Source organism: Aquirufa sp. A-Brett2-15D (genome assembly GCF_054558735.1).
On sequence record NZ_JBSKFT010000001.1, the window covers coordinates 689346 to 705827 of the forward strand.

The 16482-nt window shown below is 42.1% G+C and carries 13 protein-coding genes; 8 read left to right on the plus strand and 5 right to left on the minus strand.

Annotation, left to right across the window (positions count from 1 at the left end; all coding sequences use genetic code 11):
• Window position 1: 1 nt before the first annotated feature.
• Window positions 2–1891 (plus strand): acetate--CoA ligase, encoded by a 1890-nt coding sequence (gene acs / locus ACST14_RS03165; protein ID WP_459460481.1) that lies wholly within the window; start codon window positions 2–4, stop codon window positions 1889–1891.
• Between the two features lie 144 nt (window positions 1892–2035).
• Here acs and rocF read toward each other — a convergent pair whose 3' ends face one another.
• The 3 genes from rocF to ACST14_RS03180 form a co-directional block, all read right to left on the minus strand.
• Complete coding sequence (gene rocF, locus ACST14_RS03170) at window positions 2036–2983, minus strand: arginase (RefSeq protein WP_459460483.1); 948 nt, start codon at window positions 2981–2983, stop codon at window positions 2036–2038.
• A gap of 340 nt (window positions 2984–3323) precedes the next feature.
• Entirely contained in the window at window positions 3324–4994 is a 1671-nt protein-coding gene (locus tag ACST14_RS03175) for a sodium/sugar symporter (protein WP_459460485.1), read from the minus strand.
• A 62-nt stretch (window positions 4995–5056) separates the two neighbouring features.
• Window positions 5057–6607 (minus strand): NFACT RNA binding domain-containing protein, encoded by a 1551-nt coding sequence (locus ACST14_RS03180; RefSeq protein WP_459460487.1) that lies wholly within the window; start codon window positions 6605–6607, stop codon window positions 5057–5059.
• A 22-nt stretch (window positions 6608–6629) separates the two neighbouring features.
• Between ACST14_RS03180 and ACST14_RS03185 the strand changes: the two genes are divergently transcribed.
• Genes ACST14_RS03185 through ACST14_RS03195 form a run of 3 tightly spaced genes read left to right on the plus strand, consistent with a single transcriptional unit; the run spans window position 6630 to window position 9396 of the window.
• The gene (locus ACST14_RS03185) at window positions 6630–7214 is read left to right on the plus strand and encodes an IMPACT family protein (protein WP_459460489.1); all 585 of its coding nucleotides are present in this window, start codon (window positions 6630–6632) and stop codon (window positions 7212–7214) included.
• 5 nt (window positions 7215–7219) lie between these two features.
• Entirely contained in the window at window positions 7220–8038 is an 819-nt protein-coding gene (locus ACST14_RS03190) for a fumarylacetoacetate hydrolase family protein (RefSeq protein WP_459461248.1), read from the plus strand.
• The gene (locus tag ACST14_RS03195) at window positions 8038–9396 is read left to right on the plus strand and encodes an aldehyde dehydrogenase (NADP(+)) (RefSeq protein WP_459460491.1); all 1359 of its coding nucleotides are present in this window, start codon (window positions 8038–8040) and stop codon (window positions 9394–9396) included. The genes ACST14_RS03190 and ACST14_RS03195 overlap by 1 nt, the downstream gene beginning before the upstream one ends.
• Before the next feature lie 68 nt (window positions 9397–9464).
• Here the strand turns inward: ACST14_RS03195 and ACST14_RS03200 are convergent, their stop codons facing one another.
• Window positions 9465–12632, minus strand: a complete 3168-nt coding sequence (locus ACST14_RS03200) for a PAS domain S-box protein (RefSeq protein ID WP_459460493.1) — start codon at window positions 12630–12632, stop codon at window positions 9465–9467.
• Window positions 12633–12704: 72 nt separating this feature from the next.
• Here ACST14_RS03200 and rsmA point away from each other — a divergent pair, with 72 nt between their 5' ends.
• From rsmA to ACST14_RS03220, 4 genes are read left to right on the plus strand one after another with little or no spacing between them, the layout of a single operon-like run.
• Window positions 12705–13487: a 16S rRNA (adenine(1518)-N(6)/adenine(1519)-N(6))-dimethyltransferase RsmA gene (gene rsmA / locus ACST14_RS03205; protein WP_459460495.1), complete on the plus strand. Its 783-nt coding sequence runs from the start codon at window positions 12705–12707 to the stop codon at window positions 13485–13487.
• A 52-nt stretch (window positions 13488–13539) separates the two neighbouring features.
• Entirely contained in the window at window positions 13540–14916 is a 1377-nt protein-coding gene (mgtE, locus tag ACST14_RS03210) for a magnesium transporter (RefSeq protein ID WP_459460497.1), read from the plus strand.
• Between the two features lie 3 nt (window positions 14917–14919).
• Complete coding sequence (gene dtd, locus ACST14_RS03215) at window positions 14920–15369, plus strand: D-aminoacyl-tRNA deacylase (RefSeq protein ID WP_459460499.1); 450 nt, start codon at window positions 14920–14922, stop codon at window positions 15367–15369.
• Between the two features lie 2 nt (window positions 15370–15371).
• Window positions 15372–15698: a nucleotide pyrophosphohydrolase gene (locus ACST14_RS03220; RefSeq protein ID WP_459460501.1), complete on the plus strand. Its 327-nt coding sequence runs from the start codon at window positions 15372–15374 to the stop codon at window positions 15696–15698.
• Here the strand turns inward: ACST14_RS03220 and ACST14_RS03225 are convergent.
• Window positions 15695–16354, minus strand: coding sequence for a hypothetical protein (locus ACST14_RS03225; protein ID WP_459460502.1), 660 nt, complete (start codon window positions 16352–16354; stop codon window positions 15695–15697). The genes ACST14_RS03220 and ACST14_RS03225 overlap by 4 nt on opposite strands.
• Window positions 16355–16482 lie beyond the last annotated feature (128 nt).

The window sequence follows — 16482 nt, forward strand, 5'->3', positions numbered from 1 at the left end:
TATGAGAATTAAAGACCTAGTAGACTACCAAAAAACGTATGAATTAAGCGTGCAGGAGCCCGAAAAATTTTGGGCAGGCATCGCGAATGAATTTGAATGGTCTAAGCCATTCACAAAAGTATTGAATTGGAATTTTAACGATTATTCGGTCAAATGGTTTGAAGATGGTCAATTAAATATCACAACAAATTGCCTAGATCGTCATTTAAGCACGATACCAGATCAAGCAGCCATTATCTACGAGCCTAATGAGGCCAGTGATGCAGCCATAACCTTGACTTATCGCGAACTGCACGCACGAGTTTGCAAAATGTCCAATGTCTTAAAATCTCAAGGCGTTCTAAAAGGCGATCGCGTATGTATTTACATGCCCATGATCCCTGAATTAGCCATTGCTGTTTTAGCTTGTGCTCGAATTGGGGCCATTCACTCCGTGGTTTTTGGCGGATTTTCTGCCCAATCTATCTCAGACAGAATCAATGATTCAGCCTGCAAAGTGATCCTGACAACGGATGGAGCCCTTAGAGGAAACAAAATGATCCCGATGAAGGAAACGGTGGATGACGCCATAGCACTTTGTCCATCAGTAGAAAAAGTAATCGTGAAACGTCGTACGAATACCCCTGTAGCTATGTTAGAGGGCCGGGATATTTGGTGGGATGAGGCAGAACATGAGGCTGCTGATACATGCGCACCAGAGATCATGAATTCCGAGGATCCCTTATTTATTTTATATACTTCAGGATCCACAGGGAAGCCCAAAGGCGTGGTTCATACCTGCGGGGGCTACATGGTTTATACCGCTTATACTTTTGCAAATGTATTCCAATATAACCCCGGTGAAGTCTATTTTTGCACCGCGGATATTGGTTGGATTACGGGTCACTCCTATTTAGTATATGGTCCACTTTTAAACGGAGCCATTTCTGTACTTTTCGAGGGAGTGCCTACTTATCCTGATGCTGGGCGTTTTTGGGACATCATAAAAAGACATCAAGTCAATATATTCTACACGGCACCTACCGCCATCAGGTCACTCATGGGCATGGGTAATGAGTTTGTCACGAACAAAGACCTAAGCTCCTTGCGCGTTTTAGGATCTGTAGGCGAGCCTTTGAACGAAGAAGCCTGGCATTGGTATAATGACAAAGTAGGTCACGGCAATTGCCCCATCGTCGATACCTGGTGGCAAACGGAGACTGGAGGGCACATGATCTCCCCCATCGCTGGAATTACGCCATTAAAGCCTGCCTACGCGACTTTACCATTGCCTGGCGTTCAACCTATCTTAGTAGACGAAAACGGCAAGGAAATTGAAGGAAATAATGTAAATGGAAATTTATGTATCAAATTCCCTTGGCCTGGAATCATCCGCACTACGTATGGAGACCATGAGCGTTGCAAATCTACCTACTTTGCCACTTATCCAGGCTTATATTTCACTGGGGATGGCTGCATGAGGGATGAAGATGGTTATTACCGAATTACTGGGCGCGTAGACGATGTAATGAACATCTCAGGTCACCGCATAGGCACGGCTGAAGTGGAAAATGCTATCAATATGCACACAGGCGTAGTAGAATCAGCTGTTGTCGGTTTTCCACATGATGTCAAAGGACAAGGAATCTATGCCTATGTCATCTGTGAGCATATGCCGGAGAATGACAGTCTAATGCGCAAAGACATTTTGGCCACCGTAACCCGCGTCATAGGACCCATAGCGAAACCTGATAAGATTCAATTTGTCACTGGTCTACCTAAAACCCGATCTGGCAAAATTATGCGTCGGATCTTACGCAAAGTGGCTGAGGGAGAATTTGGTAGCCTAGGGGATACGTCTACTTTGCTGGATCCGGGTGTGGTGGAGGCGATTATTTCCGGAGCCTTATAAAACGCGTTTCGTTTTATAAAGCTCCGGAAATAAAAGTTCAAAGAGCAAAGTTCAAAGTTCAAAGCTAGAATTCCCTACGGGAATACATTCAGAAATGTTTAATTTATATTCTTTGAACATTGCTCTTTGAACTTTGATTTTTGCCTATTGAGTTATTTGCTTCTCCACTTTGGCCAAAATACTAAAAGCCGTTTCAGCCATTTTATTCCCCTTATTATCTAGAAGTGGATTAATTTCTGCTACTTCTAGACAAATTACTTTCCCGGTCGAAATAACCAATTCAAGAAGTGTAGAAACTTCTTCAGCACTAAAGCCCGATTTCACCGGAGTTCCCGTGCCATAGGATATTTGATCACAATCAAGGGAATCTACGTCAAAAGAAATGAAAATAATATCGGCAGTTTCTAGCTGGCGGATGGCTTTTTGAACGGAATTTTCAATTCCGAAATTTCGCATTTCCTCCACTTTGAAATGCATGATACCTAACTGATTTAAAAGAAATTCTTCCGCATATTCAAAATCTCGTAAACCAAAATACACTACATGTTCAGGCGCCATTTTAGGACCCAAAACACCAATATTTTTTAATTCCTGCCACGATTCAACTGTTTCTTTTGAAACTTGATTTACGCTACAGTCTAAATTATCTAGATGCATGGCTGCAGCTAAGGGCATTCCATGAATATTTCCGGAGGGAGATGTATAGGGGGAGTGTAAGTCTGCGTGTGCGTCAATCCAAATTACCCCTAATTTCTTTTCGGGATAAGCTTTTTTAATACCGCTAATGACCCCTAGGGCTGATGAATGATCGCCAGATAATACTAGCGGAAAATAGCCCTGTTGTAAATTATTTGCCACTGAATTACATACCCGATCGCATTGCTGCTGTACATGCTCTATTCTTTTGGCAAAACTATTCGTATTCTTCTGGTAAATAGTTTCATTGTGAGTAGCGATGTCCTCAAAAAGGTGTCGATGAAAAAAATCATCTTCCTGGTTTATTGCTGCAATTTCTAATGCATCAATTCCCATATCTGAGCCCCGCGTACCCGCACCAATATCAGATCTATTTTTGAGTAGTTTGATGAGCATGGTTTATTGATGTAGTCGCTGCTTCGCAGCTTAGTCAATGAGTCGCTGCTTCGCAGCTTAGTCAATGAGTCGTTGCTTCGCAACTTAGTCGTCACTTTGTGACTTAGTCGACTTCGTCTTAGTCGCTGCTGCGCAGCTTAGTCAATGAGTCGCTGCTTCGCAGCTTAGTCAATTAAAAAACAATTCTAAAGTCATCCCCGAAGGGGATTCCTACTTTATTCTTTGTGCTTTATGCTTTGTGCTTTAAGTTTTAGAAGTCAATGAGTCCACAGAAAAATTTTCAGGTAAGCGTTTACAAAATTATTGCACAGCACAATTTTAAAACGCTTACCTGAAATTTTTACCAGAAGTAGGTATACAAAGCCACAATCGCCATCACCACAACGACCGCTCCAAAAATGAAGGACGGCTCGAGTTTGAACATTTTGGCATCAATCTCTAAACCTTTAGGGTTATTCTTGCTAGCAGGATCAGCTAATGAAATAATCACCATTGAAACCACGCAGAAAATAAACACCCAGCCCATGCGGTCCATAAATGGAATCATGTACACATCACCATCTAAAAAGGCCGTGTAGAACATGCAATCATTTACGCCAGTCCAAGTTGGAATATATTTGGTTAGAATAGAGAAGGTTACACCTCCGATTAAGGCAAATAAAGCCGCATTCGAAGTCGTTCTCTTCCAGAAGAATCCTAAAATAAACAAGGCAAAAATACCGGGAGAAACATAACCCGTATATTCTTGAATGAATTCAAAGCCTCCTTTTTTATCAATACCCATAAATGGAGCAATAACAATCGCTAATACCATCGCACCTATAATGGCGATACGACCCACTGAAACTAATTGCTTCTCTGTAGCGTTCGTATTTAAGTATTTTTTGTAGATGTCCAAAGTGAAAATCGTTGAAATCGAATTCGCTTTACCTGCCATCGAAGCAACCACCGCAGCCGTTAAAGCCGCAAATGAAAGTCCTTTTAAACCAGCTGGCAACAAGTTCAATAACACAGGATAAGCACTGTCTTGATTGATTACGCCATCTTTTAACATTTCCTGTTGAAACATGCCATCCTTGTGCAATAAATACGCAGCGATACCGGGTAAAACCACGATGATAGGCATTAATAATTTTAAGAATGCCGCAAATAAGATACCCTTACGTGCTGTAGGAAGATCAGCTCCTAAAGCGCGCTGTGTGATGTATTGATTACAACCCCAATAGTTCAAGTTGATAATCCACATACCCCCGATTAACACCGTTAAACCTGGAAGAGATGGATAATTGGCATTGTCCTTGTTTAAAATCATGTGGAAGTGTTCAGGCGCTTTTGTCAATAAATGACTCATACCGCTCATCATACCTTCACCACCGAAGTGATCAGAAACCATTTGCAAAGCTAAATAGGTGGTCGCAAGACCTCCTAAGATCAAAAAGAACACCTGAATAACATCCGTATATCCAATTACTTTCATGCCTCCCAAGGTGATAAGCACGGCAAAAATAGACATTCCGATCATACAAAGTTGCATGTCAATTCCCGAAATAGTTGTTATCGCAAGGGCTCCTAAATATAATATAGAGGTTAAATTAACGGCCACATATAACATTAACCAGAAAACAGCCATGATTAAACTCACCGTAGGCGAGTAACGTTGGGACAGGAACTGAGGCATTGTGAAGATTTTGTTCTTCAAATAAATAGGCATGAAGAAAATCGCCACGATTAACAGCGTTGCCGCAGCCATCCACTCGTATGTCGCAATGGCTAGACCTAATCTAAAACCGTTTCCTGACATACCAATAAATTGCTCTGCAGAGATATTAGAGGCGATTAATGAAGCACCAATTGCCCACCAGGTTAAAGAACCTTCGGCTAAAAAGAAGTCATTTGAATCAGATAATTCGGATTTTTTCTTGTTGTAAATCCAATAGCCGTAACCTGCTACTACCACGAAATAAAATAGGAAAACGAGGTAATCTAGTGTTTGTAAACCGTTTGATTGCATAGAGTTTTGTAGTTAATTTTTGGTCTTTAATTGTCTAAATTAAGGTTTTTATCGGAATTGTGCTAATCCCAAAGCTCTGGTTTCACTAAAACTACCTCTTCTTCTCGATCCACGATCACCATACCGGGAAGTAAATCCTTCGTTTTTCGTACGAATTTTTTAGAGGTAACTATCACGGGGCAGAGCGATTCTGTTTGTCTTTTGGAGAAATAAGCCGCTAAGCTTGCCGCCTTTTCGATGACGAAGGCTGGAACCGTACGATTCTGGGGATTACGAATAATCACATGTGAACCTGACACGTCTCTAGCGTGCAACCAGATATCTTGTTTCTTTGCATATTTCAGAGTTAGTAGATCATTATTTTTAGCATTTTTGCCCACCCAAATCGCCCAACCCTCTACCTCAAACTGCTTAAATGGCAATTCCTCCGTTGCATTCTTTGCTACAGTGACTTGCAAATAAGGCTTTAAGCCTTTGCGCGTTTCCACTAATTCCAAAGCCGCTAATTTCGTTTGTAAATCAGCAATTTCTTGCTGCTTTCGGGAAATATTTTCTTCCCAATGCGCTAATTCTTTGGAGAAATTCTTCGCCTTTCGATAATAATTCTCGGCATTCGCTGCTGGGCTTAACGTCGCATTTAACTTAATTGTAATGGGCTGATTTCGATAGAAGTCTTCCAAAGTCACCTTTGATTCCCCCGAAGGTATTAAATGCAAATAAGCCATTAAAATATTACCTATCTCTTCAAAAGGCACATTGGTCTCCCGTATCACCCTCTGTTTCTCCAATTCTTGTAAATACAAAAGGGATTTGGCTAAATTCCTTTCTAAACCATCCTGCACCTGTCTTTTTTCCCTCGTAAACTCCCCTACCGAATAATGCAGTAAATAAAATTGGTTCAGCGCGGCAATGGGATCTGTCGAATGAAAAAGCGGTTCAGAGGAAGGTGGGAATAAAGTAAAACCAATTCCTTTAGGCGTGGACATCACATAAAAAGACCCCTCTTCTAGAATAGAAAGCATCTTTTGCAATAATGCCCAGCGATCTTTTAGGTTCGCCTGCTCAAATCCCTGAAGCGCAAGCCAGGCTTGACCTTCTTTACCGAGTGTCGGAAACAAGGGAAAATAGTCGCCATCGGCTTCCTGAAAAGCTTCAAAACTTTGATCAATCTTACGAGAAATGGAGCTTAATAAAAGCTCATCGTCCTTTTTAAGGCGCTTTTGGAACTGAGAATCATATTCCCCATCGCGGTATAAAATCAGGTTAGCGCGATTGCCAAAAAGTTTAAAAACTAACACATAATTCCCTAAAAAATGTACTCCAAAGGCTCGTTCATTCTCATACATTTCTACTTCCTGCACTTCCGCTAACAATAAATCAGAGAAAAGATCAATGGAATTTCGACCAGCTCGATGGAAGGATTCTGGAAACTGAAGACTGGAGAATTGGGGTCCTAGGGAGCATTTGATATAGAAATCATCGCCATTTTGGCGTTCAAAACCCAAAACTAATTCGTCTTTATCCTGCGAAAAACACTGTTTTAAGCGCGCATACATCAATATCTGCCTTAAATGGCTCGATAAAATCCGTAGAAAATAATAGTTATTGTGCATGGCTTAGCTTAAATTTATCCTCATGTCATCGATACCCGACTCCTATCTCACCATCGCGAAACCTGCTGAAGGACTTTACAAAGATAAAGGAAGTAAATTCATCAGTTGGGCATATCCGGTGAAAGATTTGGAAGAAATCAAAAGCCATTTAGCTTCCTTAAAAGAAGCACATCCGAAAGCGAGACATATTTGTTATGCCTATCGCTTAGGATTTACTCCAGAGGATGCTCGGTCAAATGACGATGGCGAACCTTCAGGAAGCGCAGGAAAGCCCATTTTGAATACTATTTTATCCCAAAATGTGCATTATATTTTAGTTGCTGTGGTCCGGTATTTTGGCGGAACTTTACTCGGGGTTCCCGGACTCATTCACGCCTATAAAGAAGGGGCGATCGATGCCTTAGCTCAAGCGGAAATTTATGAGAAAGAGCCTATGTTACTTCGCAGCCTCACATTTTCCTATGCACAGCTGAATGAAGTGATGAAAATTTGCAAAAAACATCCGATTCAAATAGTAAATCAAGTAATTGATAATCTTTGTACCTATGAATTGACCTATCCATCTCGCCACGCAGCGGAGATTGATGCCTCTTTAAATAACCTATGAACAGCATAAAAATCTATTTAACTACCACCGGAATTCAATTGCAGAATCAGCAAGGACTGGTTTGTTCTGTACCCGGAAACTGGGATGATTTCATTAATCAAAAGAATTTATTTGAGGTTTGCTCGATGCATCTCTTACATGGTGTTCAGGCCAAAATCGAAAATACCCTCTGCCCTATCGATTCGCAAGAAATTTGGGCGGCTGGAGTGACCTATCTGCGCAGCAAAGTGGCTCGCATGGAAGAATCCAAAGAGTCGGGTGGCGACACATTTTACGATAAGGTATACGACGCCGTTCGTCCGGAGATATTTTACAAGGGAAATCGTTTGCGTTCTGTCGGCTCTGGCGGAAAGGTGCGGATTCGAAAGGATTCACTTTGGAATGTACCTGAACCTGAATTGACACTTTTCGTCAATAAGCACGGTGAATTAGCCGGCTATAGCATCGGAAACGACATGAGTTCACGAGATATCGAAGGCGAAAACCCTTTGTATTTGCCTCAGGCCAAAGTATATGACGCAGCTGCCGGCCTCGGACCCTGCTTATTAGTGACGGAAACTCCTTTAGCACCTAACACTGTCATCGTGATGGAAATTCACAGAAACGGCCAAAGCGTCTTCCAAGGGGACATCGAAATCTCCCAAATGAAGCGTTCGCATGCTGAATTAATCGACTATTTAACCCGCGAAATGTCCTTCCCGACTGGCGTTTACTTGATGACAGGCACTTGTATCGTTCCAGATCCACCCTTCACCTTACAAGCTGGAGATACCATTCACATTACAATTGAACCCATTGGAACCTTAATTAACACCGTAGCCTAATGAATTATACAGACGCCACCCTTTCAGAAATTGACTCAGCCATTGCTGCAGCGAAAGCTGCTTTTCCTATATATCGCCGAATTTCGGATTCAGATCGCGCTACGTTTCTACAAGCCATTTCCCGCGAAATTCTCGCTTTAGGTGACGAATTAATCCAAACAGCTTGTTCGGAATCTCATCTTCCAGAAGCCAGAATTACTGGCGAAAGAGGTCGTACTACAGGTCAAATCCAGGCTTTTGCTGATTTCATCTCGAATCCCGCCTGGAAAAAGGAGATCCATGATCCAGCCATGCCAGATCGCGCTCCTTTACCTAAACCAGATTTATTTTTAACCCAAATCCCTCTAGGCCCAGTCGCCGTTTTTGGTGCCAGCAACTTCCCATTAGCTTTTTCAGTGGCCGGTGGAGATACCATTTCTGCGTTAGCTGCCGGATGCCCTGTCATTTTCAAGGCACATCCTGCACACCCTAAAACAGGGGATTTAGTGGGTTCCGCTATTTCCAAAGCAGTAGCCTCTTGTGGTTTACCCGCTGGAGTTTTCGCTTTAATTCATGGTTCATCTCACGAAGTAGGATCTCATTTAGTACAGCACCTAGACATTTCAGCGGTAGGATTTACAGGTTCGTATCGCGGCGGAAAAGCTATTTATGACCTTGCTGTTCGTAGACCTCATCCCATTCCTGTCTATGCTGAAATGGGTAGTGTGAATCCAGTGGTACTTTTGTCCCAAAAAATCGCCGAAAATCCAACCGCCTTAGCTGCCGCACTTGCTGGTTCAGTTTGCATGGGTGTAGGACAGTTTTGCACCAATCCTGGCTTACTTATTTTACAGAAAAAAGACGCGGGCTTCCTCGATTTGCTTGCCTCGGAATTAGATAAATTACCTTTAGGAACATTTTTAACACCCGGAATCGCTGATGCCTATGCTGCCGGCGTTTCAAATCTGGCTAAAAATTCTAAAAAATTAACAACCCGTGATTTACCCTCCCCGGCCTTGTTTGTAGCAGATGCTGCCACCGCAAATCGCGAGATTTTAGAAGAGGTTTTCGGGCCATGTACTGTCGCCATAGTAGTAGAAGATGAAATGGAGTTGTTAAGCTTCATCGAATCTATAGACGGACAATTAACGGGAACTATTCACGGAACTAAAAATGAAATTTCGGAAGATCTCATAGATGCCTTATTGCAAAAAGTAGGACGATTGTTATTTAACGGTTTCCCCACAGGCGTCGAAGTTTCTGGTGCGATGGTCCATGGTGGACCTTTCCCGGCGACAACGGACTCGCGGAGTACCAGTGTGGGCACGCAGGCTGTTTATCGGTTTGTGAGGATGGTTTGCCTTCAGAATCAAAGTTAAAAGAGCAAAGTTCAAAGAGCAGAGTTAGAATCCCCTGCGGGGATGATTTCAGAAATGTTTCCTCCGGACTAAGCGAATTTGGCTTTAATGGCGTCTTCAAAATTCTTCAAAGCAATTTGCAAATCAACGATCTCTTTAGCGAAATGTTCAAAATCGCAGACCTTCGCCTTTATTTCAATCTTCTCACAGAGGGAGTGCACCTGAGAAGCGCCTAAAGTACCCGAATTCCCTTTAAGGGTATGTAGTTCGGATTGAACACCTTTGCAATTCGACTCCGAATGAAAGAGAATAGCAGCGGCTACTTGTTCTTTGGCCTCCACAATAAACTCTTCCAGCATACTTTTTACGAAAGCTGGATCGCCGCCCACCGCATCAGAAAGCGATGCAAGAACCTCCTCGTCCACGACAAAACCAGTCGCCTCTGTCGTATCTTCCACAGAAGCATGTCCATCAGATACCCAGCGCGTAACCGTTTGAATCAGCTGTTGCGCTCGGATTGGTTTTGCTAAATAATCATCCATTCCCGCCGCTAAAAATCGCTCCCGGTCTTCCTTCATCGCATAAGCCGTCATCGCCACGATAGGTGGAAGTGTAGCTAAACTTAAAGCTTTTAAGCGGCGAGTCGTTTCCATTCCATCCATCTCTGGCATTTGGATATCCATTAATACCAAATCGAAATTTATGTCATTTTGTAACACAGAAATCGCGTCCTGACCACTAGATGCCAAGATCACCTCACAACCGGCCTTCAGTAGAATCTGACCTGCCACCTTGCGATTCGTGGCATTATCATCCACTAATAATACACGGGCGTGAACCGAATGCAAACTTCCTGAGATTTTAGGAGTCTCATTACGCTTCGTTTTAGTAGCTAAAGCAGAATCCCCTTTGGCTAGTTTGATAGTAAACCAAAACGTACTTCCTTTTCCCTCCTCAGACTCTACACCGATCTCTCCGTCCATCATCTTACAGAACTCACGGGAAATGGCTAGTCCTAAACCGGTACCTCCATAATTTTTAGAGGTGGAATTATCTACTTGTTGGAAGGCATTAAAGAGCTTTTCTAGATTAGCTGCACTAATACCAATTCCATTATCACTTACGCGTACTTCTAATTCTGTACTATCCGACTTCACTTCTTTCACTTTCACCGCAATTTTAACGGATCCATTCTCCGTAAATTTCAAGGCATTGGAGGTCAAATTCGAAAGAATCTGCAATAAACGTGTTTCATCCACCTTGACATAGGCTGGAACCTTATCATCTAAACGATAAGAAACCTTATTCCCCTTTTGATGCGCTAATGGCGTAAACAAAGCCATCAATCGATCGAAAACATCTTCTAACAGAATGTCGGTCGGATGCAGCACCATCTTGCCTGCCTCGATTTTGGCCAAATCCAGAATATCATTCAAAATATGTAATAGCGTTTCAGACGACTTACGAATCGTTTGCAAATAATCACGCTGATCTTCGTCTAATGGGGTGTCGCACAAGAGATCCACCATCCCGATCACTCCATTCATGGGCGTACGAATTTCGTGGGACATATTCGCTAAAAACTGTTCCTTCACCTGCAGCGAGTGTTCCGCTTGTTCGCGCGCCTCGACGAGTTCTATTTGGTACTTCTTCAAATCCGTAATATCCCGTGCAATACCCGAAACCTCCGAAATAATTCCTTGATCTAAAATGGGGTTCAAATATACTTCTAACCAGCGATCGAAATCATCTTTCTTGTGAATGCGTAATTCAAAATGCTGTTTAGCGCCCTTAAAGGCTAATTTATAATGCTCTTCTAGTACTTTACGCTCCTCCTGTGACATCAGCTTAAAGCCCATCGTTTCCGAGCTGATGTTTAATTGAGGTTTCATCCCCAGCTCTTGCTCTAATAAATCGGAGTAATCGTGGTTAAAGCTCATTAACATTAAGCGCTTATTCACGGACCACATTAAGTGAGATGAACTATCGAAAATAGCATTTAATCGAGCTGTTTCTCTTCCCAAAGCCTCTTCTGACTGCTTCCTCGAAATCGCAATCGCCACTTGCCCCGATATAAAGTCTAATAATTCTAGATCTCGGTTCTCGTATTTATTAGCCCGCTCATACGATTTAACTCCAATGATTCCTGTCACGCGGTCCCCGATGCGAAGGGGAACACATAGCATGACTTTGGGAACCACACCATACAGATAAATCTTCTTCTCTGCAGCTAACTGGTGAATATCGTCATCGTGTAAAATCAGGGGCTTATTCGCCATCAACGCATATTCCGTCAAGCCATTCCCTAGACGACGCTTCGTGAAATGCACTCTGGAATTAAAGTATTCATCAATGTAGTAAGGGAAATAAATAAAACTTTTCCCGGGATCGTATTGCGCAATAAAGAAGTTCTTCACGTCGATCACCTCCCCTAATTGCTTGTGAATGTTCACAAACAAATCATCTAGATTAGACGAATTAATCGCCACCTGGGAGATCGAGGAGAATAATTTATTAGCGCGCTCAGCTCGTACTTTTGCCGTTGAATTATGCAAAATACAGCGATAGGCTGTAGGAGTACCCCGCTCAAAACGACAGGTAGCAGAACCTGTTACGTATAACCGACGTCCATCTTTACGTCTAAAAACAGCCGTAAATTCCGGAATATCCTCTCCCTTAGCTAAAGCGTCAAATTGTGTCTGAGTCTGGTGTGCAAACTCGGGATGCAGCACATCCTGAATTTTTAAATCCTTCGCCTCTTCCTCGCTGTAACCCATCGTCTCTAACCAGGCCCGGTTAACAAACAGAAAGCGTCCGGTCACCCCGGTGATTTGGATTAAGTCAGTTGTATTATTAATTAAGTCTTGTAATTGAGTATTAGAACGAGTCAGGGCTTCTGATACCTTCTTCTTTTCGCTGACATCCTCCCCTATGATGCTGAGGAAATTTTCACTCACCACGGTAGAAGCTACTTCTACCCATTTAATGGACCCAGATTTTGTCCTATAATTCCGTTCTCGCTCTTCGAATAAACCACCCGCCTGAATTGCTTTGTTAAATGCAATGCGACGAGTTTCACTCTCCCCATCAGGCACGAGTGTCGTAAAGAAGTCCTTTCCGTTTAATTCCGCTGGATTATAACCTAGTAATTGATGCGTAAAGTCATTTGCATGCGTAATGGTGCCATCGAGCGCCATAATGATGCCAAAAAGCTTCAGAGAATCCAATGTTTTAATCAGGGCATTCCTATCCTCCATACCTTAAATCGGAAATTTTGCTTAAATGTACGAAAAAGGGCTTAATTTTACCCCTTAAACCCCAGAGACCCGGTGCAAGTAAGAGCAAAAAAGAGTTTAGGACAACATTTTTTAAATGATTTAGACGCGGCAAAGCGCATCGTGGATGGATTGCAGCCGGCTGGAGCTTACACAAAAGTGTTAGAGATTGGTCCTGGAATGGGTGTATTGACGCAGTTTTTGGTCAAAAAAACCGAATATGAAACCTCTCTCATCGAAATCGATAAAGAATCCGTCGACTATTTACGTAAAAACTATCTAGAGTTTACGGGTCCACGATTAATCGATGGGGACTTTTTGCGCTATCCTTTGGAAAATATTTTTGGAGAAGAAAAATTCGCCATCGTAGGTAATTTCCCTTATTTCATCTCCACCCAAATCTTCTTCCGCGTATTAGAATACAAAGACCAATGCATCGAGGTGGTAGGAATGCTGCAAAAAGAAGTAGCCGTTCGTTTAGCGGCAAAACCAGGCAATAAGGATTACGGCATTTTAAGTGTGCTTTTACAGGCTCACTACGATATTGAATACCTATTTAGCTTAGGACCAGAAGTATTTACTCCTCCGCCCAAAGTCAACTCTGGCGTCATTCGCCTTGTACGAAATTGGGACAAAAAACTTGCATGCGATCCGGCTAAATTCAAGTCTTTAATTAAAATGGCCTTCAATCAACGACGTAAAACTTTACGTAATGCACTAAGAGCCTTGCAATTACCTGAACATTCACTTCTATCTAAAAGAGCAGAACAATTAGGTGTCCCCGAATTCACCGAATTAACCAATTTATGGAAAGATAATGGCTACCTAGGCGCTTAATCGATCTAATTTTAGTAATTTGCAGTGTTTAATTTAAAAATCACCTCAAACCATGGAAGTAGTAAACCCACAACACCTTCCGTTTGAACTTACGAAAGAGTTCATAGAGGACATCCGCCTGCTGATCGAAAATCAGGCGAATGAGGAACTACTATTGAAGCTGGATGAACTTTTTCCAGCCGATATCACCCATATTTTAATTGAATTAACTACGGACGAGGCGAGGTATTTAGTCCTGCTAATCGACACAAAAATTGCGGCTGAAATCATCTCAACACTTGATTCAGATGACCGCAAAAAATTCCTAAAGAACTTCACATCGAAGGAAATTGCCACTTACATTAATGTAATCGATTCCGATGATGCGGTAGATATTTTAAATGAACAACCGGTTAAAGTGCGCGAGGAAGTTATCGCCCTTTTAAAAGACCGCGAACAAGCTCGATTCATTATCGACTTAATGCATTACGACGAAGATTGTGCGGGCGGTTTAATGCAGAAAGAATTAATTAAGATCAATATAAGCCAAACAGTTACCGAATGTGTGGAGGAAATCCGGAAACAAGCGGAAGATGTGGAGAAGGTGTATTCGGTATATGTGATTGATGATGATGGGCTTCTTTTAGGAACTGTTTCTTTAAAGAAAATCATCTTAGCGAAACGCGGTTCTAAAATTGCAGATGTCTACGAAGATGATGAAATCGTTTCTGTTCAGACCTATGCGTCTGGAGAAGAAGTGGCTGACTTAATGCAGAAATACGATTTAGAAGCTATCCCAGTGATTAACATTCAAGGGCGCTTATTAGGTCGAATTACAATCGATGACGTGGTCGATTTTATTACGGAATCCGCTCAAGAAGATATCCAAGTAATGGCCGGTATCTCGGAAGATGTAGAAGAAGATGACTCAGTTTGGTTATTAGTTCGTTCCCGTCTTCCTTGGTTAATAGGCGGAATGGTGGGTAGTTTTATTGCAGCGAAGATCATCGATCGCTTTGATGATACGATCGCAATCTTACCAGCCATCTCAGCATTCATTCCCTTAATCGGATCTACGGGTGGAAATGTGGGTATACAATCATCCTCCTTAATTGTACAATCCTTAGCAGATAAAAGTGGTTTGGATACTACCCTAGGCAAACGTCTCCAAAAAGTACTCGTTGTCGCTTTAATCAATGCCTTAATCGCTGCCATTTTCGCCTTCGGATGTTCTTTATTAGTTGATTCAGGAGAAATTATGCTATCGGCAACCGTTTCGCTTTCACTATTCGCCGTGGTAATGCTGGCAAGTTTAATGGGAACCATTACTCCTTTGGTCTTAAATCAATTAAAGATTAATCCAGCGGTGGCTTCTGGTCCATTCATCACGACTACGAACGACATTTTAGGTTATGGGGTCTATTTCCTGATTGTTTACTGGCTTTTATAAGAGATGATAGCGGTCATCCAACGCGTTAGTCAAGCTAGTCTGCACATTGATGGGAACTTATACTCCTCCATTCAACAGGGTTTTTTAGTCTTACTGGGCATCCATGTGGATGATACATTGGAAGATGTAGCTTATTTATCCAGTAAAATAGCAGGTTTGCGTATTTTCTCAGATGAGGAGGGCAAAATGAATCTTGACTTACAGGCGATTAACGGCGAACTATTATTAGTCAGTCAGTTCACACTCTATGCGGCTACACAAAAAGGTAATCGCCCTAGTTTTCTATCATCTGCGCGGCCAGAACAAGCTATTCCATTGTATGAATTGATGATTGAATCACTATCAGTTAAATTAGGCCAAAAAATAAAAACCGGCGTCTTCGGTGCAGATATGCAAATCGATTTAACAAACGACGGACCCGTCACCATTATCATCGACTCTAAAAATCCTTAATTATGACGATCTCGAACGCGCAAAAACAAGTAGATGAGTGGATTAAAACCGTAGGTGTTCGCTATTTCAGCGAGTTAACGAATATGGCGATGCTGACAGAAGAAGTGGGTGAAGTGGCTCGCATCATCGCAAGACGCTATGGGGAACAATCTGAAAAAGAGTCAGATAAAAATAAAGACCTAGGCGATGAAATGGCCGATGTGCTATTTGTATTGATTTGTTTAGCGAATCAAACGGGCATTAACCTAGAAGAGGCGCTGAAGCAGAACCTGTTAAAAAAGACGGAACGCGATGCTGACCGCCACAAGAATAACCCTAAATTAAATTAGCGAACAGGAATTTGGCTGGATTCGATCTTTTTAGCAATCCCCTTCCCTTCTTCTTTCGTCGGGATATAGGGTTTCAAAATTGTGATTTGCTCTAAGGCTGGATTCATTTGTTGAATAGCCGTATGACGCACATCGAATTCTGCTTCTCCCGATACTTTTTTGAATTCCTCGATGGAAATGTTTTGGCGCTTATTACGGAACGAAACTAGGTGAGTCAAGGTACTATCTCCGGCAAGCTTTCCGCCTTCCCAAGAAACTACGGAACCTCCATGTGCCCAGTCAAAACCTGAAATCGTAAAATTCTTTGCATTAATTTTCTCCACTTCCTGCAAGGATAAGCCTAGGTAAAGACCTGATGCAGTCTTCCAAGCAGAACTCTCCCCCTGAATACTTACATCTGAAATCTTTCCATCATGAAAGAAAACATTCGCTTGTTTCGCCGTTCCGGAGAAAATAACCGCTCCCTTTAAGGTGTCATCGCCTGTGACTATGGACGTATCTAAAATGACTGACTTTGCTCCGTATTTAGCGATTAGGCCCTTTGCATCTACGCAGGCTAATACTTCATTTAAGTTTTCGGAGGGAACACTTATGTCAGAATTAGAGTTACAAGCGCCTAAAACAGCCAAGGACAAGATGAGTATGATTTTTTTCATGGTTACAGAATTATAGTTAAAATTACCGAAGCTTCCGGTCAGAAGCAAGTTAGAAATATTCCAAATTAGCGTCGCAAAATAAATCGAAGAACTTAACGTTTATTGATTTATGAGTATATTTGTTTTTG